The organism is Parapedobacter flavus, assembly GCF_035818675.1.
GTDB lineage: Bacteria > Bacteroidota > Bacteroidia > Sphingobacteriales > Sphingobacteriaceae > Parapedobacter > Parapedobacter flavus.
The window spans coordinates 81,697-104,927 of sequence record NZ_JAYKZZ010000015.1; the positions used below are offsets into that span (position 1 = coordinate 81,697).

Sequence of the window (23,231 nt, forward strand, 5' to 3'; positions counted from 1 at the left end):
TAAGTATAACCAATATACAAAAATAACCGAAATTGATATGTATAAAGTATTTACGGCAACCGGTCCTAGAAAACCGGTTCATCAGTCATCTTCTTGTTTGGCGGTGATGAAAACGCTGATGTTATTGGCCCTGCTCTTTGCGAGCTCAGCCATAGCGGTGGCACAGGAGCCAGTTGTTGGACTGGTGCGCGATTCGACGGGGAACCCATTGGAAGGCGTATCGGTGAAGGTGCGGGGCACATCCCGTGGCGTAGCTACGGATGCCAGCGGACAATTCCAGATACCAGCCTCAACAGGAGAAGTGTTGGTATTCAGTGCGATAGGTTTTCGGTCGGAAGAACTTACACTAGGTAATCAGCGCACGGTGGGTGTTGTGTTACAGCTCGAGGCTTCTGATTTGGACGAAGTGGTCGTTGTGGGTTATGGCACCATGAAACGGAAAGATTTTACCGGTTCCGTTGGGTCATTGAATCTCGAAAATTCACCCGTTGCGTTAGCGCCTAATCTCAACGCGCTGGAAGCGCTTAAGGGCAGTATCAGTGGCCTGAATATCGGCGCAACAAACTCGGCGGGCGGAGAACCGGCGATGCAGATCCGCGGGCAGAACTCCATCAACGGTAATAATACACCGTTGATTGTATTGGACGGCGTGATTTTCATGGGTAGCCTGAGTGACATCAATCCGAATGATATCGCAACGATCGATGTTCTCAAAGACGCAACCTCAGCTGCAACATACGGATCGCGTTCGGCCAACGGCGTCATCGCCGTGACCACCAAGCGAGGCCGTACCGGTAAACCGGTGATCAGTTTCAATGCTTCCACGGGTTTCCAGCAATGGCAAAACCAGCCGGTGATGCTTCGGGCTGAAGAATGGGTGGAAGTGGTCAACGCACGTAATCAATATCCCGAAGGGACAATCAGTTGGTTGAAAAGCGGCGAGCTGGCGAATCGGGATGCCGGCCGTGAAACCGTATGGTTGGATGAAGTGACCCGGACAGGTGTAATGCAGAATTATCAAGCGGCAATCTCCGGTGCGACCGAAAACATCAATTATTACCTGTCTACATCATTTGATGATAACAAAGGCATCACCGTGGGGGATCAGTTCAACCGCATCGCGATCTTGGGGAAAATGAATACCCACATCACGAGTTGGCTGGAGGTGGGCGTAGACGCAGGTTTTTCTAAGCGCGATTACTCGGGGGTCTCGGCCAACGTAGGGGCAGCGCAGAGCATGTCGCCTTATGGTGTCATGTACCGCGATGATCAGGGCAACCTCGAAAAGTATCCATACACCCAATCGCTTGTCAACCCCTTGTGGGGAGTCGATGACAATACCCGTGATAACGAGGATTTCCTTCATAACTATCGATTGAATACTCATGCGATTGTCAAGCTGCCTTGGGTGGAAGGGTTGAGCTATCGGGTCAATTACCTGCTTAATCAAGACGAAACCCACTATGGGAATTTTTTCTATGAAGATTATTATGTGCAAGAAGGGGAATCTCCCGATCGTTATTCGCCGGCGGTTCTTCAAGGGTTGTTGACCAATGCCAACGGTACGATTGAGAAAAGGAAAGGTAATAGCTATGTTTGGGATAATATTCTTAATTTCAATCGTACATTTGATCGTCACTCACTTGACGTTACGTTGGTGGCTACACGAGATCATATGAAGTACGAGCGATACGTAACGACGGGACGGGACTTTGCTGCGAACGGCAATACTACACTCGGTCTTCAAGGCTTACACAAAGCCACAGTGCAGCGCATTGATTACGACGGAACCGACCTTAATAATATGACTACGCGTAATTATGAGCGTTCTAACATCGGCTATCTTGGCCGGGTCAATTACTCGCTCGATGATACGTATTATTTCACCGGCTCATACCGTCGTGATGGCGCCTCTGTTTTTGGGACGGACAACAAGTGGGCTGATTTCTTTGGCGCCGGGTTTTCCTGGAGGGTGACCAATGCTGCGTTCATGGAATCGGTTGGGATACTGGATGATTTAAAATTGAAAGCATCGTGGGGTCAAAACGGTAATCAAGGGCTAAACCCTTATGGTACCTTGTCTGCTGTGGCGAATGCGGCCAGTGGCGGTGCGAGGTACGAGTTTTCAAATACACCGGGCCAAATCTATTATGGATTGTACCAAGGTACACTTGGCAACGCTTCCCTTGGCTGGGAAACCACGTCTTCATGGAATGCCGGGTTTGAGTCGACCTGGCTAGGCAACCGCATTTTTGCAGATTTAGATCTGTATTTTGCAAAAACCACGGACCAGATTTTTACACGGAATATCCCGGTCATGACCGGTTTCAAAACCATGATGACCTCCATGGGTCAGGTAAATAACACGGGCGTAGAAGCAACGGTCCGTACCGTGAATATACAAAAGCCGGAGTTGACTTGGAGCACCACTCTTACCTTTTGGCAGAACACGAACAGGCTGGTTTCCCTATACGGCGACGATTTGGACGGGGATGGCGTGGAAGATGATGATATTGCTAATAGTTTATTCATCGGGAAATCGTTGGGAGCCATCTACGGTTACGAGCAAATCGGCATTGTACAGGAAGGCGATACCGAGTACATCGGGCTAACCGGTGCCGCACCCGGTGCGCCGAAATATCGGGATTTAGACGGCGAGCCGGGAATCACCGCCGCCGACCGGAAAATCCTGGGATACAATAAGGAAAATTTCCGCTTGAATTTCAGTAGCAGCTTGACGTATAAGAATTTCGGATTCTATGTGATGGTCACCGGAACTTTCGGCGGCAATAATATGTATTTGCGGTCCAACCCGGCAGCTTATATAACGAGTGGTACGGGACGGGGCTTTAATGACAACCGACATTATATACCCTATTGGACACCGGAAAATCCCAGTAATGTATATCCCTCTGCGGTGTTTTCAGGCGACGGCCGCTTTCTAGGTTTGCAGAACCGCGGATTCGTGCGCGTTCAAGACATCACCCTTTCTTACACGTTTAATCAGCCCTGGGTGTCGGCAGCACGTATCGGCTCGCTAAAGGTGTTTGCGACAGCGAAGAACCTAGCCACGTTCACCGATTGGTTCGGTGGAGATCCGGAGACGGGCGCACGGGTAAGGGATAATACTATGCCTGTAGCCGCAACATATTCGTTGGGCGTAAACCTGAGTTTTTAATTATTATCAGATGAGAGACATGAAAAGAATTTATCAATATAGCTTCGGAATGGCATTTAGCCTGCTGCTGGGTTTGGCGGGTTGTAAATCGGACAAGGAATTCTTAACGGAGATTCCCCCTACGTTTTATACCATTGACAATGCGTTCAGTACCTCGGCGCAAATTGATCAAGCATTGGTGGCCATATACTCGCAGTTGCGCGATCTGTGGGCAAACCCGAGTGAGGAACAGTGGATTTTCGTGCTGCGTGGCAACGGTACCGACATGTACGATGCACCTAGCATCCGCCGTGGGAATTCGTTCAACAACTACGGCAATATCAATCCAGACAACGGAACTTTTTACAATGCCTACAGCACCTGGTACCAAATTATTGCCAAGGCAAACCTCGCGATTTACTCCGCCGATCTGGAGCAGATTTCGTGGTCTAATGCGGAGGAAAAATCTTATGCGATAGCCCAGGCACGTTTTTTTAGAGCTTTTGCCTACCTGAATCTGGGTGAGTTGTTCGGCGGTGTGCCGATGGTCACGGAAATTACGATAGGACCAAAGTATGATTTTTCGCGGACGACGAGAGTTGAAACCTATCAATTCGTCATCGACGAACTCCTGGCTGTTGAAAACGACCTGCCGCCGACGACCGGCGAAGGCGGGCGCCTCGTTCGGGGTGCAGCCCAGCACATGCTGGCCAGGGCGTACCTCGCGCAAGGTATACAATTCTCAGCAAACGGAGATGAGGGGGCTGCCCAATCGGCGTTTGTCCAGTCGGCAGCCAATGCAGATAAGGTCATCAATGGTGGGACATTTTCTTTGATGACATCGCGCTTTGGCTCGCGGCAGGACGAGGAACAAGGCAATGTGTATTGGGACCTTTTTCAGGAAGACAATGTCAATTATCAGGATGGGAATACCGAGTGTATCTGGGCGCTCCAGATTGATTATGCAGCCTACCGCGCAGAAGACGGCAAGTCTAAACTGCCGTATTCGCGCACCTATGGGCCGGTGTTCCGTGACGGTGCGTTAGGGCACCTTACCGGAACGGCAGAAGATGTTGGGGGTAGAGGTATCGCGCAAATAATACCGACGATGTACACGCGCGATGAGGTCTATGCCGGTAAATGGAATGACGATATGCGGAATTCCGATATTGTTTTTCGCCGTACATTTATCGGAAATGTTCCGTCGTCGCCCTATTACGGCAAACCCGTGCCTTGGGAGGTCATGTATAACGGTAGCAATGATGAAAGTATAAACAAGGCGAATCAAAGTTTGTGCTACCCCGTTTCTTGCAAGATCGCGACCGATCGGTATACAGGATTGGAAGACGGCGAAAACAGAAGCAACTTGTTCCGGGACGATTATTTTATTCGTTTGTCTGAAACCATCTTGCTGCGCGCAGAAGCCAAACAACGGTTGGGAGATAAATCGGGCGCCGCTACGGATATCAACTTATTACGTGAACGGGCACAGTGCGGCTATATGGTCACCGCGGCTGATGTTGACGATCGTTTTAATTTGATTTTGGACGAGCGTGCGCGTGAACTGATTTATGAAGAGAGCCGCTGGAATACCCTATTGCGGATGGGAGGTACGATTGCTGTAGATCGAATCCGCGAGTATGCCTTTTGGCCGGAGGCGGAAGCTACGTTGACGTTTGATTATAACCTGTGGCCCATTCCCAATACCGTCATCGATACCAATAAAGATGTGCCACTGGAACAGAACGAAGGATGGAAAAATAGATAGGTAGCCATGGAAACCGTCCAGTCAATTTAACGAATGGTTGATGAAAATTTTTGGGATTTTACTTTTTCTTTTTACATGTGTGCAGCTGTGTTTTTCCCAGCAACACGATAAGCTCAATGTCTTGTTTATCATTTCAGATGACCTGACGGCTACCGCCGTTTCCGCATATGGAAACACCGCCAGCCAGACACCAAATATTGACCTCTTAGCATCTGAGGGGATAAGGTATACACACGCGTATTCCCAATATCCCATATGTGGCCCTTCCCGGGCTTCCTTGATGTTCGGCTATTACCCCACGGCGACTGGAACGTATGGCTATGTTAGCGGTCGGGAAGACGTTGGGCCGGATAGGAAATCCTGGGCACAGCTGTTTAAGGATAACGGCTATTACACGGCCCGGGTAAGTAAGATATTTCACATGGGGACCGCCGACATGATCAATGGTGCGGATGGTGCAGACGACGTGGCCTCATGGACGGAACGGTTCAATAGCCAGGATCCGTTGTGGAACGCAGCGGGCGAAGGGGAGCTGGTTCAGAAAAATCCGTTTGGTCTGGAGCCGCCAAAGCAGGGTAGGAATCTCATGTCCATCGTCAGGGCCGAAGGGGACGACTCCGATTATTCCGACGGAAAAACCGCAGATAAAGTTTCTGAATTACTTCGTAAACATAAAGACAAACCCTTTTTTATTGCAGCGGGTTTTTTTCGACCGCATGTACCCTTCGTGGCGCCAAAAAAGTACTTCCGCGCCTATCCGTATGAACAGGTCGTGCTGCCGCCGAAAGTAGCAGACGATTGGGATGATATACCTGCACCCGGCATCAATTACGTGACCAGCCTCAATGGGCTGATGAGTGAAGAACAGGAAAAGAAGGCTATTGCTGCCTATTACTCCACCGTGTCTTATATGGACAGGCAGTTAGGTAAAATCCTTCAGACGTTGAAAGCGGAGGGCTTGGAAAACAATACTGTTGTTATTTTTACATCAGATCACGGCTACCATCTTGGCGAACATGATTTTTGGATGAAGGTGGGCCTGCATGAAGAATCGGTGCGGGTGCCGCTGATCATTAAAATGCCCGGGAAGCAACCGGCCATATGCCATTCCCTTGTTGAGCTGATTGACCTGTATCCTACCGTGGCTGAATTAGCGGGGTTGCCTGTTTCACGGCATCTGCAAGGAAAAAGCCTGGTAACCACATTGGATAAACCCGAACATCAGGTCAGGAATATGGCTTTTTCTGTTAGCACCAACGGCAAGAGGTTAGGGGAAGCGTTCCTGGTTCGAACGGAAAAGTGGAGTTATATCCAGTATGGGGACGATGCGGCCCAAGGGATGGAGCTATACGATATGGAATACGATTCAAAACAATACAACAACCTGGCTCATTTTCCGAGATACAAGCCCATCGTGCAGGAGCTGCAGCTTCAACTGAAACAGAAACTGAAAGCGGTCCGTACGAATGACCTGAGCGCCCGATGAGCATGTTGAAGCATATAAATTAATACTTGTTATGAAAAAATTAATACTGACCGTTTTATTACCGGGAATAATTTCTGCGCTTTTTTTGGGGGGATCCTCTTGGAAAAGTTACTCTGAAATCCCTAAGACGGATTCACTCGCTTATTTATTTAAAACCCCTGCAAGCAAAAGCGGGATACGGTGTTGGTGGTGGTGGTTGAACGCTAATGTTACGAAAGAATCCATAACAAGTGATTTGGAAGCAATGAAAGAGAAAGGGTTCAGTGGGGCCAGTATAATTGATGCCGGTGGCGATACGCATCGTGGGAACGGGCCTGTGCCGGCAGGCCCTAAGTTTGGAAGTCCCGCTTGGCAGGAGCTGTACATTTATGCCGTTAAGGAAGCCGAACGGTTGGATTTGGAGTTGGGCTTGATGATTCAAAGTGGTTGGAACGTCGGGGGGCCCGATGTAACGGTGGAAGAGAGTAATAAGCACCTAACTTGGTCGGAAGTGCGTGTCAAAGGCGGTGCGGCAGTAAAGCGTGCATTACCCGAGCCCCCTTCGAAAGAGGGATTTTATAGGGATATTGCAGTTCTTGCGTTTCCGGCTAAAGAGCAGACGTCACGCCCGCCGATTCGCGACCTCCGGCTGAAAGCAGCCTTCGGTTCGGCGGGAATGTCGGCTCCGAAGACCTGGCATTTATTAACAGATACGGCAGGCATACCGGGTGAGGAGGACGCGCTGATAGATCAGGTACAGGATATTACTTCTGCGTTCGATGCCGGAAGTGGTATATTAACATGGGAAGTGCCTGCCGGTGATTGGGTGGTGATGCGCTTCGGATATACCACTTCCAATGCCAGGGTAAAAACATCCAGCGACGAGTGGCAGGGTTATATAATAGATTTTATGAGTAAAAAGCGGTTCAACCGCTATTGGGACTCCAATGTCAAACCACTGTTGGATACCATAGGTCCGTTAGCCGGTACGACCTTAAAATATGTACAGACAGACAGCTGGGAAGGAGGTGGACTTAACTGGACCGAACTATTCAGGGATGAATTCAAAAACAGACGCGGATACGACCTGTTACCGTACTTGCCAGTTGTAGCTGGGAAAATAATCGAAAACCGGGATGTGAGCAATCGTTTCTTGGCAGACTTACGCAAAACCGTCGGCGATTGTATCGCTGAAAACCATTACGGGGTATTTGCAGAAAGGGCGAAGGAATATGGTATCGGTATCCTCCCCGAATCGGCCGGCCCGCATGGCGGCCCTTTTGACGGGTTGAAAAACTATGGCAAAAGCCAGATTATGATGAGCGAATTCTGGGCTCCATCCCCCCATCGTGCAGAACCGGTAGATCGGTTCTTTGTAAAACAGGCGTCCAGCGCAGCGCATATTTATGACCGTCATTTAATAGGAGCAGAAGCTTTTACTACCATTGGTAAGCATTGGGACGATGTTATCTGGGCTGATCTGAAATCCAGTTTTGATCATGAGGTTTGCGCGGGACTTAACTTGGTGTACTTGCATACGTTTGCCTCATCCCCTAAAGAAATGGGCCTTCCTGGACAGGCTTATTTTGCCGGGACACACATCAACCCCAATATCACGTGGTGGGATCTGGCTGGTGATTTCTTTGATTATATGGCACGTATTCAACACATGATGCAACAGGGACGGTTTGTCGCCGATGTACTTTATTATTACGGGGACCATGTTCCGAATATTGCAGGGAGAAAAGCGGACGACCCGGCTAACGCTCTACCTGAATATGATTATGACGTCATCAATGAAGAAATGCTGTTGAAGCTCCAGGTAAAGAATAAACGCGTGACCTTGCCACACGGCATGAGTTACCGTATATTGGTATTGCCTGCCCAGAAGGTTCTTTCATTGGCTGCAGCCAGAAAAGTCGAGGAGTTGGTAGAAGCAGGGGCAATCATTGTCGGTCCCAAACCGAGCACCACGAGCAGCCTCGTTAACTACCCGCAGTCGGAATCCGAATTGAAGAAAATTGCGGACAAGTTGTGGGGGGATGCGTCGACCCCATCGGGGATCCGTGGGATCGGCAAGGGTAAAGTAATTTGGGGGATGACCGCCAGAGAAGCATTGGCGGCAGAACATATACAGCCGGATTTCCTGGTGAAGGGCGCTGACCAAGACTCGGTAGTTGATTATATTCATCATACGCTCCCCGGCATGGATTACTATTTCGTGAGTAACCAAAGCAAGGGAACTGTGCGCTTTTCCGCTTCGTTCAGAGTCGCCGGCAAACAACCCGAACTGTGGGACCCGGTCACCGGCGAAATCAGGGATGCGAACGCATTCCTGCAGGAAGACGGGCGCACAGTCGTTCCACTTGAACTTAATCCGTATGGTTCCGTATTTGTCGTGTTCCGAAAGTCAATCGGAGAAAATAGCGAGGGGGAAGGCACACAAAACTACCCTGCTTATCAGCCCCTGCTTACGATAACCGGTGCATGGGATCTGCAGTTTGATTCGGAGTGGGGAGGGCCAGCTGAGCCGGTGAAATTTGATTCTTTGCGAAGTTGGACTGATCATAACGAAGAAGGCATAAAATATTACTCTGGTAAAGTGATGTACACAAAGCATTTCGACAGTCCCGCCCCGGCGGAAGGCGGGGACATCGTGCTGGACCTCGGGCAAATACACGACGTCGGAATAGCACGTGTATGGCTTAATGGCCGGGACTTAGGGGTTGTTTGGGCCCCTCCCTATCGGGTGAAAATCACAGATGTGCTTAGAAGTGAAGGTAATGAACTGAAAGTGGAAGTCGTGAACTCTTGGAGAAACCGACTGGTGGGCGATCGGGGCAAGCCGAAGGACCAGCAGTTTACCTCGACGAATATCAAGATCCTCGCGGAATGGGAATTGTTGCCCTCCGGCCTGTTCGGGCCTGTGCAACTGTTAACATCGGTACCAAAATGAAACAGTTCGTGACCGTCTTTATAAATTATGAAAGGTGGAGTTGGCGCGACTGAATTCAGACATATCCTGCATCACGGAGACAATGCAACATTTGATTAATCGATTGATGATGATAAGATACACGCCGCAAAAATACGGTTGGTTATTGCTAATGTTGATGATTAGTACAGGTCAGTTGGCCGTTGCAGGCACGGTGAAGCCCACCGGCTTAATGACCAACTTGTTGACCAATCCCCAGAAATCCGTCATTACTACATCGGTGCCGGTATTCAGTTGGATAGTGCCCACATTGGAACGTAATGATTATCAGACAGCCTATCAACTATTGGTTGCTTCATCTCCAGCGTTGCTGGAGCAAGGCCGGCCCGACCTGTGGAACAGCGGAAAAACCGAAGATGGAAACAGCCTGCATGTGGCGTACACTGGTGACCCCCTCGATTCCCATACGGTGTATTATTGGCAGGTACGGACTTGGAATAAAAGCGGAACGGCTTCTGCATATAGCGAAATCCAGCAATTCCATATCGGCGATGCGGGGCGCGAAAAGCGATGGCCCGGCGAAAGCCGTTGGGTGCAATTGGATACCGGACAGGGCGAGAAAATATGGACGTTTGAGGACCGAGCACCTATCCAGTACCATCCGGCTTATCCCATTCAAGTCGACCGTAAATCCGAGGGCGATTGGTTTATTGCGTTCGAACGGGCCGGATTTGCCAACGTGGCGCTTACATTGAATTGGAAGGTAGGCCCCGGCCAGCGGACGGATACCACGCTGCAGGTCCGTATAGGCGAAAAAAATGTCGGCGACTCCATTGATGCCAAGCCGGGTGGTGGCGTGATTTACCGCGAATACCCGTTGTCCATCCACGCAGGCACAGACACCTATTATTTGGATATCCCACGGTTCAAACCGCATTATCCGCATAGCCAAACCATGCCTGAGCATATGATGGAGGTGATCCCATTCCGGTTCGTTGAGATTTCGGGTGGCGGCCTGGATCTTGCGGTGGTATCGGCCGAGCAGTTGAGCCTTCACGTCCCGTTCGACGAAGATGCGTCATATTTTGTCAGCAGTGACACATTGCTGAACGATATTTATGACCTGTGCCGCTATTCGGTTATCGCCAATACCTTTAATGGCGATTATGCCGCCAGCCAACGCGAACGGATGATGTATGAAGCCGATGCCTATATACACCAACTTGGTCATTATGCCGTGGATCGCGAATTTGCTACCGCCCGCTATAGCTTGGAAAACATGATTTATCATGCCACTTGGCCAACGGAGTGGATATCCCACTCGATTATGATGGTATGGATGGATTTCCTCCACACGGGAGACACGAGCGTCATCCGGCAAAATTACGACGTCCTTAAGCCAAAGTTAATGACGGCCCTAACGATGCCAAACGGCTTGATATCCACCACGACCGGCTTGGTTACTGACGAATTCAAAAAGGCCATCTTTTTCAATGGCGAAACATTGCGCGACATTGTGGATTGGCCGCAACGTTCTTCCGCCATCCCCGAAGGAGGGGAAACGGATGGATACGTGTTCACCGATTATAACACGGTGGTTAATGCCTTCCACTACCATACGTTGAAGCTGATGGAGAAGATGGCGCGGGCCGTGGGCAGAAATCGTGAAGCCGACGAATTGCAGAAAACGTCTGCACGGTTTTCCAAGCTGTTCCAACGGCATTTCTTTGATAACCGGCAGGGGGTATATATCGACGGTATCGGCACTGACCATGCGTCACTCCATGCCAATTTATACCCATTGGCGTTTGGCCTCGTGCCTGAGAAAAACAAGCATCGGGTGTTGGAGTATATCAAAACAAAAGGCATGGCCTGCGGTGTCTACAGTGCTAATTACCTGTTGGAGGGCCTATTCAACGCTGGCGAGGGAGCGTACGCCATGTCGCTGCTTACCTCAACAAGTGATCGCAGCTGGTATAATATGTTGCGCGTGGGCGCAACGATGACCACCGAGGCTTGGGACACGAAATATAAGAATAACAACGGTTGGAGCCATGCTTGGAGTGCCTCTCCAGCCCATATCCTGCCACGGAAAGTGATGGGTGTCACGCCGGCAGCGCCGGGCTTCAGGCGGGTAACAATTAAGCCACAGCCCTCGGGGTTAACATGGGCGAAGGCAAAATTACCCACTATACGCGGCCCGATCGAAACAGGCTTCGACCAACAAGCAAACGCTTTTTCGCTGACCGTAACTTTACCGGCCAACATGAAAGCGGATGTATATTTGCCGATACCAACGGAAGTAAGTAATTTCACGCTCTTGCAAAACGGCATCATGACAGCTGCGGAGAGAAAGGGAAATTACCTTCTGCTGCAAAATGTCGGTGCCGGGAGGCATGAATTTAAATTGAATTATTGATGCGTAAATTTCCATTAGCTTGCTTTTTCGCCCTGTTAGGGGTGTCGACCACGGTAATGACTACCCTGGGCCAGCAGCACCGGGTGGTCAACCTCAAGGTAGACCTCTTGCAACACCCCATGCTGCACGTGGTGAATGGTTACCCCGTAGTAGGCGACAAGATCAGTGGCGGAAATCAGCCGTTGATCGCTAATAAACAACCGGCATTCGGATGGGAATTGGCCGCTATCGGCGAAGCAACCATGCAATCTGCTTACCGGATTATCGTGGCGACCAATCAGGATAGTCTCGCAAAAGGCATTGGAGACGTTTGGGACTCGGGGAAGGTCAGGTCGGCCGCTTCGACCAATGTCAGTTATCACGGCCAGCCTTTGCAACCTCATACCGACTATGCCTGGCAGGTTATGCTATGGAACCAAGACGATGCATCGTTGGGATGGTCGGCCGTTGGCCATTTCCGCACAGCGGGCACCCTACACGATTACCAAACCGCTTTTTACCCCTTGCAGAAAACCGACGAGGTGCCGGAAAGCCTGCGGGTATTTCCAAACGAAATACGGGCCGACTTTGGGAAGGCGTCTTTTGGTCAACTGCAGCTCACGTTGACATCTTCTGTAAGCACCGACACACTCACGGTGCGGCTCGGTGAAGCGATAAACGCCGATGGGACCATCAACCGCAAGCCGGGCGGGACCATCCGGTACGCCGAATATCAGCTACCCTTGCAGCGTGGACAGCATACGTATCAGCTACAGTTTACACCCAATAAGCGAAATACGGGCAGGCAGGCCATCAAAATGCCCGCATATATCGGTGAGGTACTGCCGTTCCGTTACGTGGAGCTCCAGGGGTATGCCCGAAAGGTCGAACCCGGCGATATCGTCCGCGCTACCGTCCATTATCCATTCGATGATTTCGCTTCCCATTTCGAGAGCTCCGATTCGGTGTTGAACGCCGTTTGGGAGCTCTGTAAATACAGTATTAAGGCCACATCGTTTGCCGGAATCTACGTTGATGGCGATCGCGAACGCATTCCATATGAGGCAGATGCCTATATTAATCAACTTGGCCATTACGGCGTGGATAAGGAATACACGATGGCACGCCGATCGCATGAATACCTGCTCCACCACGCCACATGGCCCACCGAATGGATCCTGCAGTCGGTGCTAATGGCTTACAACGATTACCTGTATACCGGCGACATCCGCTCGGTCGAATACCATTACGACGATTTGAAAGCCAAATTGCTGTTGCCATTGCGTGAGGGCAATGGCCTCATCAGCACCCGTAAGGGCAAACAAACACCCCAGTTGATGGAGGCTGTGCATTATCGGGGCGATTCGCTGCGCGATATTGTGGACTGGCCGCATACGGGTGGTTTCGGCATGGTAGGTAACGGCGAAACAGACGGATTTGTCTTTACCGAGTATAATGCGGTGGTGAATGCGTTTCATTATAAAGCGTTGTGTGATATGGCTGAGCTCGCGGAGGCCCTCGGGCGCGAAGCCGATGCCGCGGCATTTGCTGAAAAGGCGGAGGAAACCTACCGTGCATTCCAGTCCTTGCTATGGGATAACCGCTCGGGTACCTATCGCGATGGGCTGGATACCGACCATGCTTCCTTGCATACCAATATGATGGCATTGGCATTTGGGTTGGTTCCCGCTGCCAAGACCGATCGGGTAGCCACATTCATCCGCTCACGCGGGATGGCATGCAGCGTATACGGAAGCCAATTCCTGATGGACGCGATTTATGCGGCCGGCGATGCCGACTACGGCTTATCGTTACTTACGTCGCAGGATGACCGCAGTTGGTACAATATGATCCGGGCCGGAAGCACCATTACCATGGAAGCATGGGATAATAAGTACAAACCCAACCAGGATTGGAACCACGCATGGGGGGCGGTCCCCGCGAATACCATTCCGCGCAAATTGATGGGGGTGGAGCCGTTGCAGCCCGGCTGGGCGGTCTTTCGCGTGCGGCCGCAAATCGGTTCGCTGGCGTGGGCCAAGGCTGTCGTGCCTACCATCCGGGGAAGCGTGCTGGTCTCCTGCCGACAAGAGAGCGGAACGTATACGTTGGAACTGACCGTACCCGGAAATAGTACGGCCAATGTGCAGCTGCCCTATCCAGGTAAGAGGCGCCCCGATATCACCGTCAATGGTGAGTCCGTACGCGTGAAACACACGGATGGCTGGCTGGAATTTCCCCCGCTTACGGGTGGGAACTATCAAATCACGGTCGACCTACGCTGACGAGTCCACGAAACAAGGGCATAGCTGCCATCGGGTAAGCACAGGATGGGAGTTCCCGTTATCCTGCCTATCTTGCGTTGATTAATTTAATGGTAAGCTAACGTCTAATGAAACGACTGTACATCTTTTCAACTGTATTCTTTTTATTGCAATTTATTGCACCCTGTTTTGCTGATGGCGAAACAGAGATCGTGCGGACTTTCGTGTCGCCCGTACGTGTCCTTTGGCAAACGGGCCAAGTTTCCAATACGGAGCAATTGCTCAAGCCGGGCAACGGGCAAGCGGACCTTACCAATGCCAGTATTTGCGTGCTCAAGAACGAAGGGGATGAGCAATCGAGTATATTGCTCGATTTCGGCAAGGAACTGCATGGCGGACTGGAGATCGTTACCGGCATGTGGTCGCCCGGCAACGTCCCGCGCAACATCCGTGTCCGCTTTGGCGAGTCGGCAAGTGAGGCGATGGCCGAGATCGGCGAAAAGGGGGCGACGAATGACCACGCCATCCGTGATATGAACATCCAGGTGCCCTGGTTGGGTAAAGCCCAGGTGGGCGAGAGCGGCTTCCGGTTTGTTCGCATCGATTTGCTCGATGAAGATGCCGAATTGCACTTGAAAGAAGTACGGGCAATTTTCACCTATCGTGATATTCCCTACTTGGGCTCTTTCAATAGTAGCGACGAGCGGTTGAACGAAATCTGGAAAACCGGTGCCTATACCGTTCATCTTAATATGCAGGATTACCTTTGGGATGGTATCAAGCGCGACCGCCTTGTGTGGGTAGGCGATCTCCACCCCGAAGTAGCTACGGTAAACACCGTGTTCGGCTATAACGAAGTGGTACCGAAAAGCTTGGATCTGGCCCGGGATGTAACGCCCCTGCCCGGTTGGATGAGCGGCATCAGCACCTACTCCATGTGGTGGATTATCCTCCATCACGATTGGTATATGCATCATGGCAATTTGGCTTACCTCAAGGAACAGCAACCTTATCTCTCCGACTTGGTCAAACAGATCGTTTCCAAAATCGGCCCCGATGGGAAGGAGCAAATGGACGGAAACCGGTTCCTCGATTGGCCATCCAGCGAAGATGAAGCCGCCGTGCATGCCGGCCTGCAGGCCATGAGCATGTGGTCGTTGTCCATCGCTGCTAAAATAGGTGAGATCATCGGCGATACGGAGACGAGCCGCATTGCCAACGAAGCGGTGAAACGGTTGAAAAAATACACCCCGCCTATGGGTCATTCGAAGCAAGCGGCAGCACTCATGGCGCTTACGGGTATGGTAGACGCCGAGACAGCCAATGACGATGTGCTGGCGGTAGGTGGTGCAAAGAATTTCTCCACCTTTTATGGCTACTATATGCTGCAAGCCATGGCCAAAGCGGACAATTATGAAGGCGCATTGGATGTCATCCGTAACTATTGGGGTGCCATGCTCGATTTGGGAGCGACCACCTTCTGGGAAGACTTCAATATGGAGTGGCTGCCGAATGCGGGCCGGATCGATGAGCTCGTGCCCGCAGGCAAAAAAGATATCCACGGCGACTACGGTGCGTATTGCTATGTCGGATTTCGCCATAGCTTGTGCCACGGATGGGCATCTGGCCCCACGTCGTGGCTCACGGAGCATGTCTTGGGCATAAAAGTGGTAGCCCCGGGAAGTAAGACGATTCTTGTAGATCCGCACCTGGGCGATCTGGAGTATGCCGAAGGGACATACCCCACACCTTATGGGGTGATACACGTTAGTCACCGGAAAGACAAAAACGGTAAGGTCGTATCAGAGATTGCGGCACCGAAAGAGGTCAATATCATACGCAGTCGCTAACCGTTATGACCTATAGGCTCGCGGGCCTATAGGTCATAACGGTAGATTAACGATGAACTCAGCATACCATGCAACGGATAGCTTTTAAGATGAAACTGATGGCGGGTTGCCGCGACGAGTACAAGCGACGCCACGATGCCATCTGGCCCGAATTGGCCGCTCTGTTAAAAGAAAACGGTGTCTGCGACTACGCCATTTTCCTGGATGAAGAGACGAATACCTTGTTCGCCGTACAGGGGCAGGTTGGTGACCAATCGTCGCAAGATTTGGGCAGTGCCCCCATCGTGCAGCGGTGGTGGGCATACATGGCCGATCTCATGGAAACCAATGCCGATAATTCGCCGGTGAGCATTCCGCTCACCGAAGTGTTTTATATGCCATAGTTATCCGGTCTAAAGCGAGCCTGTCGACCAATCGTATCATAGAAGCTGGAATAAAATGACGCAAATTTCACGATAATATCGATTTATCCGGTTAATTTTAGCCCCGGGTAAAAAAAAATTGCAAGCATGAAACCTGTTTCTGTGTTCGAACATATTTACATTAATGAGTACTCCGCCACGCCCAAATACCAGCAGCTGGCAAATGCAGTAATCAACGCCATTGAAAATGGGAAAATAAAAAAGGGCGATATGCTCCCATCCATCAATGAGCTGAGTTATGTCTTGGAAATATCGCGCGATACTGCCGAGAAAGGGTACAAGCACCTCAAGCAACTCGGTGTGCTGGGGTCGGTTCCCGGTAAAGGTTATTACATCGCCGACGCTAATTTCAAGCGGAAATTGCAAATCGTCTTGTTTTTTAACAAGCTAAGTGCACATAAGAAAATCGTATACGATGCGTTTGTGGATGCCATCGGCGCCGATGCGTCTGTCGATTTTTACGTGTATAATAACGACCTTCCACTCTTCCGTAAGCTGCTTGAGAACCTGAAGCAGAATTATACCCATTACGTCATTATTCCACACTTTATCGAAGCGCGGGATACGGCGGGTGAAATCATCAACAACATCCCCAAGGAAAAGTTGGTGCTTGTGGATAAATTGGTGCCCGGCGTTGGGGGCGAATATGCGGCGGTGTATGAGAATTTCGAGAAGGATATCTATAAAGCCCTCGAACAGGCCAAAGAGCAATTGAGTAAATACCACACGTTGAAGTTGATATTTCCCGATAAAAGTTATTTTCCAAAAGGCATCATCAAAGGGTTTTACCGTTTCTGCCAGCAATATGCTTTCAATCACCTGTTGGTGAGTGATATTTCGGAAGAACCCATATCGTCGGGCGAGATCTACATTAACCTGATGGAAGACGATTTGGTGAAATTGCTCGATCGTGTGATTTCCCTCAAGTTGAAAATAGGGAAGGACGTGGGCATCATTTCATACAATGAGACGCCTTTGAAAAAATTCATCCTTAACGGGATCACCACCATCTCCACCGATTTCAAGCAGATGGGGGAGACCGCAGCCCGTCTTATCTTGGAGAATTCGAAACAGCATGAGGAAGTGCCGTTTTACCTGACACTCCGGCCGTCACTTTAGTGAGCTTGTGAACTTGTGAGGTTGTGAGCTCCGTGAAAATTACGCGACTATTGTTTGGCCGGCGCTACAGGGAACTGATCCATCACGCCGGTAACGATTTCCGGTAATTTATTGATGGCGTCTTCCGGCGAACGGACCTGCCCGCTACCGCGCGCTTGCCAAATCACCGTGTTGGATTGCCGGTCGCGCGCTTCGATGATAACGTGGCCAGCGCGGTAACGTTCTTCGCCGACCGGTCGGTTCCAGCCGTATCCGTAGTATCCCCAACCAGGTCCCCACATCCACGGATGGTACCCCCACATGCCCCAGGGGCCGTACGGGCGCCCACTGTAAAGTGGTCGGCTTTTGTTATTCACAATAACAATGTAACGGAATAATAAATCGGGATTGTCCTTGCTGTATGTCAACCCACGGGCTTCCAGCTCCCGGTTGGCCGTCTCTAAAATATTGGCATTGGCAATATCGTTGTCGAAATAGGATTTTGACAATGAATCTACCGGTGAGAGCCAGCCGTAGGTGTGGTATCGTGAAAAATCGGTGCTTTGTATTTTAGTGGTATGGTATTGATAAGCCGAACACGATGCCAGCACCATCAGGGGGACAAGATATAGAATGAATTTTTTCATGGCTATGGCCTCCTAATCATTTGCTTATAAGACTTAGACGATGTCCGGGCGGGATGGTTTAATCGGGTAGGGGACCACCGATACAGTTGGATCGTCACAACGGATACGTAGCCACCAGCGGCATGGCACGCCCGGCACCGAAGGCTTTGCTGCTTACGCGCAATACGGGCGGGGCCTGGAAACGTTTAAATTCGGCCCTGTTTACCAAATGCAACACGCGATTTACCAACGCTTCTTCAAATCCGAGCGCAATGATTTGCGTGGCGCTCTTTTCGTTTTCGAGGTATTGGAAGAGCACGCCATCCAGCAGCTCATAGTCGGGTAGGGAATCACTGTCTTTCTGTCCAGGCCGTAATTCGGCCGAAGGGGGTTTGGTGATGGTGTGTTGCGGGATAACTTCCCCGTTGCGGTTGAGGTAGTTCGCCAAATGGTAGACCTGTGTTTTGTATACATCGCCGATGACGCCCAACGCACCAGCCATATCGCCATATAAGGTGCCGTAACCCACGGCGGCTTCGCTTTTATTGGACGTATTAAGCAGGATATAGCCCAGTTTATTCGAAAAAGCCATCAGCAACGTGCCCCGGATGCGGGCTTGGATATTTTCCTCGGTAACATCGGCCGACAGCCCCTCGAACGCCGTACCCAAGCTTTCTTCAAAAGCCTCAGCCATGGGGCGTATGGGGACGATTTCGTGTAGGCAACCCGTGTTCTGCACCAAAGCCAGCGCATCGGTGATGGAATGGTCGCTCGAATACACCGAAGGCATCAGTACGGCCATGACATTTTCGGCTCCTAGGGCTTCACATGCTAGGGCTGCCACCACCGCCGAGTCGATGCCGCCAGACAGCCCGACGACGGCTTTGCTGAAGCCCGATTTCCCGAAATAGTCGCGGATACCCAGTAAGAGCGCTTTATGGATCAACGGCGTGTCCAGCGGGTGGTGTACGGGGTCTGCCTGCTGCAATGGGGTGACACCATTGTCGCCCACTTCGTAAAAATTTACCGCTTCTGCAAAGGAGGCCATCAGATCAACCAACTCGCCCGTGGGCGAAAGGACGATCGACCGGCCGTCGAATATAATGTCGGTGTGGGCACCCACTTGGTTGAGGTATAGTAGGGGTATTGCGTTGTCTTTGGCGTGGGTGCGCAATACGTCCAGCCGCGCGTTAAGGTGGTTGTACGAGAACGGCGACGCCGCAATATTGATGATGAGATCGGGATGTTCCTCCGCCAGCGCGTCCATCGGGCTCCGGCGGTACAGTTGCGGCGATGTGATGTTCCACAGATCCTCGCAAATGGTCAGCGCGATTTTCTTGCCGTGGTAGTTGATGCAGCCAAAAGCTTCGGCGGGCTGGAAATAACGATACTCATCGAATACGTCGTAGTCTGGAAGCAGCCCTTTGTGAACAACCTGCTGTATACGGCCCCCTTCGATAAACAATGCCGCATTATGCAGCGGTTTGCCTTTTCCAGTCGTGTTGCCAACCGGCGCACCGATGATGCAGGCGATGTCTGTGCAGTGGCTGGCGATTTCGGCGGCAGCCGATTCGCAATTTGCCAGAAATGCAGGCGACCGCAATAGATCTTTGGCAGGGTAGCCGCCGATGGCCAATTCGGCAAATACAATCAGGTGAGCACCTTTGGCCTGTGCGGAATGGATGGCGTCGATGATGGCTGCGGTGTTCCGGTCGAAGTTGCCGATGTGGTAGTTGAGTTGGGCTAGCGCAATGATCATAGGGTTCTTACAGTTGTCGGTTAGGGTCAGAAAAAGATGCCGAAATTAAATGCTACATACGAATTACGGGGTTCGCCCGCTTTGATGGCCCGAGTGAAACCATTATTGAAGCTCAATCCGGTTACCATCACCATGTTGTGATCGAGCTGCCATTCCACCCCGCCGCCGATTTGCAAGGCCAGCCTGAAGAAGTCGGCGTCGTCACCCATGGATGTCCGTGTGGAGTTGCCCGGTGTTTTTTCCTTGGCGTTGAGTTTTACGCCACCGGTGAAGCCGAATTGACCATAGTAGCTGCGGAAATAGCGCATGGTGCTTTTGAGCTTAACGGTTATCGGGATTTCGGCGTATTGCAGCCGGTAGCTGCTGGTCAAATCCGTCCCGGGCGCGTAATCCACCGTGGGGTTTGTGTAGTCCGATTCGACGTTCAACGTATTGATGAGCAATCCGGATGAAAAGTAGTAATTTTCGGTAAAAGCAAAATCGGCAAGCAGGCCGTAGGCGTAACCGAATTTTGGCATGCTCTTGTGGTCGCCAGTATCACCGTACCGCATCCATGCGATATTCGGCGCGAATGTAATCCCCAGCGAAACCGGCCTGTATTGATAAGTCGAGCTGTAGTAATCCTGCGCAACGACGCGCGGGCCACTGAATGTGAGGAATAAAAAGATCAATATGTAAAAGGGTATTCTTTTGTTTCGCATATCAATAAATTCGTTTAATCTGTCAAACCCAGGTTCCATCAAACCCCGCCGAAATCGTTAACTTCGCTGCCAGCTAATGAACAAAAATGATGCTCAAAACCCCTGCGCGACAAATTTATTGCTTTTTTTTAATTATTGGCCTGTTTTCATGCGGCCGGACCGAACGAGTAGATGTGAGCCACATCGATGTGGATATTACCGTAGAACGCTTCGACCGCGTGCTGGACAGCCTGAGCTTGTCTAATATTATCGCCAAAAACCGGACCTGGCTTCATCAGTACGGTTTTTTCTATGCCGATTATATGCAATATATGCTGGAGGCCGGCAATCCGTTAGACAGCGCCGAGGTGGCTTCGGTGTTGGAGGCGGTTATTGCTACGGACGATTTCAAGGCGTTGAAAGCGAGTGTTTATGAAACCTTCCCGGACATGGGGATGCAGGAGGCCGGGCTGACCGATGCGTTCAAACACTTGAAATATTACTTTCCGTCGATCGCCATTCCGCGGATCATCGCCTTTTTTTCCGGTTTTGCCGTACAAACGCCCGTCGGTGAAGATTACATCGGTGTCGGGCTGGATATGTTCCTCGGAGCGGACTCCAAATTTTATCCCGCACTGCGCGGTAGCATCCCGCAGTACCTTTCGCAGCGTTTCACACCGGAAAACATCGTGCCTAGGGTAGTCGAAAGCTATGTACGCGAGAACCTGTACCCGCAGGATGCCTTGGATGTGAGTTTGCTGCAACACATGGTGTACCAGGGGAAAGTAATGTATGTGATGGAGCGGACGATGCCCGACGTAGCCGACAGCCTGATGATTGGGTATACCACCGACCAGTGGGCGTGGGCCAATCATTTCGAACGCGATATTTGGGCGTGGTTTTTACAGGAGAACCTGCTTTATGAGGCCGACTACAGCCGTATCCAGAAGTACCTCGGCGAAGCCCCATTTACCCCCGAGCTGGGCGAGCAAAACGAGTCGGCACCGAAACTAGGTGTGTTCATCGGCTGGAAAATGGTGCAATCCTATATGGAGCGAAATCCGGATGTAAGCCTTGCGGAACTGTTGGGCATGAAAGATGCCCAAAGGCTACTGGAAGAATCGAGGTATCGGGGCGGCTAAGGCATTAACCTTATTCATCCTTCACTTCCACCTCGAAATCAAGCGATAGGAAGGGGGCGACGTTGGTGCTCCCGGTTCTTCCATAAGCGTGGTCGCTCGGCGTAAAAAAGCGGATTTTCCCCCCTTTATTGACCAACGGTACGATCTTGGGCCACGCGGATATAACCCCGCCCGCTAAACTGAATTCGCTGTCGGTGTCCGAGTCGAGTACGTTACCTTCCGGATCTTTCAACGTGTAATCAACCGTTATGGTTGAGTCGGCCGTAATGGCATCGCCGGTTCCCTGTTCGATAATCTGGTAATAAATACCATCTTCCCGTTTGGTGAAATCGTCAATATTCAGCGATTCGCTGGCCATCATCCGTTGGATCACCTGATCTTCGTAGTCGGTAAAATTATCGTGCACGGTGACCACGTAGTCGAGCGACGCGTTGGGGGGGATGCCGAGGCGTGGGAGTCCTTTTCTACCGTACATGAGGCGTGAGGGGACGATAATCCGGATTTTCCCATTCGTGTGTTGCAGTACCTCACGGATCACCTCTTTGAAGTCGCCGGGACGTTCAACGGTAGGTGTTCCCGCATATGAAGACCCGAAAGGGAAGTAACCGAAGAAGTCGGCATAACGGCTGTTGGCGTCTAAGGTATCCGCCGCGTTGTAGACGCCGTCTAAGCTTTTTACGGTGTAAACCACCGGGTACTTCTCGGTATAGTCGATGGGGCTACCTGTTCCTTCTTCCAGCACTTGATAAAACAAATCGGTTTCCTTGTACTGATGCACCGTCAGGTTGTTTTTTTCGATGTACGCACGGATGTTTGCGTTATCCAGCTCTTCAAACGATTGGTAGTCTTTTTTGGAGCAACCCATCAATGACACGATAGCCACGATGCCGATAGCCGCAATACAAGGAGTCGATTTGATCATGTTATATCTGTACAGTTGATTTAAATTAGTTGCTTGCTTAATTCGGGTCTTCGATATCCACTACCTCTATCTCGAAATAGAGGGGTGAATTCGGCTTAATCGTGCCCCTTCCCTGCTGCGCGTAGGCAAAGAACGACGGGGTAACAAACCGGATTTTAGCTCCTTTTTGTAATCCGTCGGGTAGGAGGCCACCGAATTTGAAGGTTTCGGGTAACAGCTCACCGTTTTCATCATACCTGATTTCTGTGGGGAAAAAGACGAGTTGCCATGCACCGATCATGTTGCCCAGGGGTAATTTTGCGCCCGACTCGGAATCGTCGCTATCAAACTCAGTACCATCAAGTAACTCACCGACGTAATTCACGTACACGTTCGGGTACGTTGTTTTATAATTGAATGATCCCGGCTCGCCCGGCTCTACAATCTCGTACCAAACGCCGGTTTCCTCGTGTTCCATCGCCCCGGGCATATTGGCCAGCACGTACTCTTCAATAACCGGCTTTTCCAATGCATATTGTGCTTCGCGATCATATGGCTCCCCCTCTTTGATGCACGACGACAATCCTAAGGCGACGAAAGCGCCCAACATCAATACATGTATTTTCTTCATCATTTCGTTGTTTCAACCTTGCAGGATGCAAAGTTATTTAAATAATCCAATTAATTGAGCTGTTAACACTATTTAACAAACATAATCAACAAGTATGCCGAGTGTTGTCGAAAGTACAGACGTGCTCATTTCCGG

The 23,231-nt window shown here is 50.8% G+C and carries 15 protein-coding genes; 10 read left to right on the plus strand and 5 right to left on the minus strand.

Annotated features, from left to right (window positions below; all coding sequences use genetic code 11):
* Positions 1-37 precede the first annotated feature (37 nt).
* The 9 genes from U9S71_RS12615 to U9S71_RS12655 all read left to right on the plus strand — a co-directional run bounded on the left by U9S71_RS12615 (position 38) and on the right by U9S71_RS12655 (position 17,378).
* Entirely contained in the window at positions 38-3,178 is a 3,141-nt protein-coding gene (locus U9S71_RS12615) for a SusC/RagA family TonB-linked outer membrane protein (protein WP_326327863.1), read from the plus strand.
* 19 nt (positions 3,179-3,197) lie between these two features.
* A complete protein-coding gene (locus U9S71_RS12620; protein WP_326327864.1) occupies positions 3,198-4,925 on the plus strand; it encodes a RagB/SusD family nutrient uptake outer membrane protein in 1,728 nt (575 codons plus the stop codon).
* Positions 4,926-4,965: 40 nt separating this feature from the next.
* Positions 4,966-6,411 (plus strand): sulfatase, encoded by a 1,446-nt coding sequence (locus U9S71_RS12625; RefSeq protein WP_326327865.1) that lies wholly within the window; start codon positions 4,966-4,968, stop codon positions 6,409-6,411.
* Between the two features lie 31 nt (positions 6,412-6,442).
* Positions 6,443-9,346, plus strand: coding sequence for a glycosyl hydrolase (locus U9S71_RS12630; RefSeq protein ID WP_326327866.1), 2,904 nt, complete (start codon positions 6,443-6,445; stop codon positions 9,344-9,346).
* A gap of 157 nt (positions 9,347-9,503) precedes the next feature.
* The gene (locus tag U9S71_RS12635; RefSeq protein ID WP_326327867.1) at positions 9,504-11,744 is read left to right on the plus strand and encodes an alpha-L-rhamnosidase-related protein; all 2,241 of its coding nucleotides are present in this window, start codon (positions 9,504-9,506) and stop codon (positions 11,742-11,744) included.
* A complete protein-coding gene (locus U9S71_RS12640; RefSeq protein WP_326327868.1) occupies positions 11,744-14,008 on the plus strand; it encodes an alpha-L-rhamnosidase-related protein in 2,265 nt (754 codons plus the stop codon). The genes U9S71_RS12635 and U9S71_RS12640 overlap by 1 nt, the downstream gene beginning before the upstream one ends.
* A 107-nt stretch (positions 14,009-14,115) precedes the next feature.
* Positions 14,116-15,837: an alpha-L-rhamnosidase-related protein gene (locus tag U9S71_RS12645; protein WP_326327869.1), complete on the plus strand. Its 1,722-nt coding sequence runs from the start codon at positions 14,116-14,118 to the stop codon at positions 15,835-15,837.
* Between the two features lie 68 nt (positions 15,838-15,905).
* Positions 15,906-16,220, plus strand: a complete 315-nt coding sequence (gene rhaM, locus U9S71_RS12650; protein ID WP_326327870.1) for an L-rhamnose mutarotase — start codon at positions 15,906-15,908, stop codon at positions 16,218-16,220.
* Between the two features lie 126 nt (positions 16,221-16,346).
* A complete protein-coding gene (locus U9S71_RS12655) occupies positions 16,347-17,378 on the plus strand; it encodes a GntR family transcriptional regulator (protein WP_326327871.1) in 1,032 nt (343 codons plus the stop codon).
* A 47-nt stretch (positions 17,379-17,425) separates the two neighbouring features.
* Here the strand turns inward: U9S71_RS12655 and U9S71_RS12660 are convergent, their stop codons facing one another.
* The 3 genes from U9S71_RS12660 to U9S71_RS12670 all read right to left on the minus strand — a co-directional run bounded on the left by U9S71_RS12660 (position 17,426) and on the right by U9S71_RS12670 (position 20,443).
* Complete coding sequence (locus tag U9S71_RS12660; protein WP_326327872.1) at positions 17,426-18,004, minus strand: DUF4136 domain-containing protein; 579 nt, start codon at positions 18,002-18,004, stop codon at positions 17,426-17,428.
* Between the two features lie 94 nt (positions 18,005-18,098).
* Entirely contained in the window at positions 18,099-19,742 is a 1,644-nt protein-coding gene (locus U9S71_RS12665) for an NAD+ synthase (RefSeq protein ID WP_326327873.1), read from the minus strand.
* A 26-nt stretch (positions 19,743-19,768) separates the two neighbouring features.
* Positions 19,769-20,443, minus strand: a complete 675-nt coding sequence (locus U9S71_RS12670) for an outer membrane beta-barrel protein (RefSeq protein ID WP_326327874.1) — start codon at positions 20,441-20,443, stop codon at positions 19,769-19,771.
* A gap of 86 nt (positions 20,444-20,529) precedes the next feature.
* On the opposite strand from U9S71_RS12670, the gene gldB reads away from it, so the two are divergent.
* A complete protein-coding gene (gldB, locus tag U9S71_RS12675) occupies positions 20,530-21,564 on the plus strand; it encodes a gliding motility lipoprotein GldB (RefSeq protein WP_326327875.1) in 1,035 nt (344 codons plus the stop codon).
* A 10-nt stretch (positions 21,565-21,574) separates the two neighbouring features.
* On the opposite strand, the gene U9S71_RS12680 is transcribed toward gldB, so the two are convergent.
* Entirely contained in the window at positions 21,575-22,486 is a 912-nt protein-coding gene (locus U9S71_RS12680; RefSeq protein ID WP_326327876.1) for an FKBP-type peptidyl-prolyl cis-trans isomerase, read from the minus strand.
* A gap of 37 nt (positions 22,487-22,523) precedes the next feature.
* The gene (locus U9S71_RS12685) at positions 22,524-23,099 is read right to left on the minus strand and encodes an FKBP-type peptidyl-prolyl cis-trans isomerase (protein ID WP_326327877.1); all 576 of its coding nucleotides are present in this window, start codon (positions 23,097-23,099) and stop codon (positions 22,524-22,526) included.
* Positions 23,100-23,231 lie beyond the last annotated feature (132 nt).

Coding starts and splice junctions, on each gene's coding strand:
- U9S71_RS12660 (WP_326327872.1), bottom strand. CDS start 18,004: ATGAAAAAATTCATTCTATATCTTGTCCCCCTGATGGTGCTGGCATCG.
- U9S71_RS12630 (WP_326327866.1), top strand. CDS start 6,443: ATGAAAAAATTAATACTGACCGTTTTATTACCGGGAATAATTTCTGCG.
- U9S71_RS12635 (WP_326327867.1), top strand. CDS start 9,504: ATGATTAGTACAGGTCAGTTGGCCGTTGCAGGCACGGTGAAGCCCACC.
- U9S71_RS12680 (WP_326327876.1), bottom strand. CDS start 22,486: ATGATCAAATCGACTCCTTGTATTGCGGCTATCGGCATCGTGGCTATC.
- rhaM (WP_326327870.1), top strand. CDS start 15,906: ATGCAACGGATAGCTTTTAAGATGAAACTGATGGCGGGTTGCCGCGAC.
- U9S71_RS12670 (WP_326327874.1), bottom strand. CDS start 20,443: ATGCGAAACAAAAGAATACCCTTTTACATATTGATCTTTTTATTCCTC.
- U9S71_RS12685 (WP_326327877.1), bottom strand. CDS start 23,099: ATGATGAAGAAAATACATGTATTGATGTTGGGCGCTTTCGTCGCCTTA.
- U9S71_RS12665 (WP_326327873.1), bottom strand. CDS start 19,742: ATGATCATTGCGCTAGCCCAACTCAACTACCACATCGGCAACTTCGAC.
- U9S71_RS12645 (WP_326327869.1), top strand. CDS start 14,116: ATGAAACGACTGTACATCTTTTCAACTGTATTCTTTTTATTGCAATTT.
- U9S71_RS12655 (WP_326327871.1), top strand. CDS start 16,347: ATGAAACCTGTTTCTGTGTTCGAACATATTTACATTAATGAGTACTCC.
- U9S71_RS12625 (WP_326327865.1), top strand. CDS start 4,966: ATGAAAATTTTTGGGATTTTACTTTTTCTTTTTACATGTGTGCAGCTG.
- U9S71_RS12620 (WP_326327864.1), top strand. CDS start 3,198: ATGAAAAGAATTTATCAATATAGCTTCGGAATGGCATTTAGCCTGCTG.
- U9S71_RS12615 (WP_326327863.1), top strand. CDS start 38: ATGTATAAAGTATTTACGGCAACCGGTCCTAGAAAACCGGTTCATCAG.
- gldB (WP_326327875.1), top strand. CDS start 20,530: ATGATGCTCAAAACCCCTGCGCGACAAATTTATTGCTTTTTTTTAATT.
- U9S71_RS12640 (WP_326327868.1), top strand. CDS start 11,744: ATGCGTAAATTTCCATTAGCTTGCTTTTTCGCCCTGTTAGGGGTGTCG.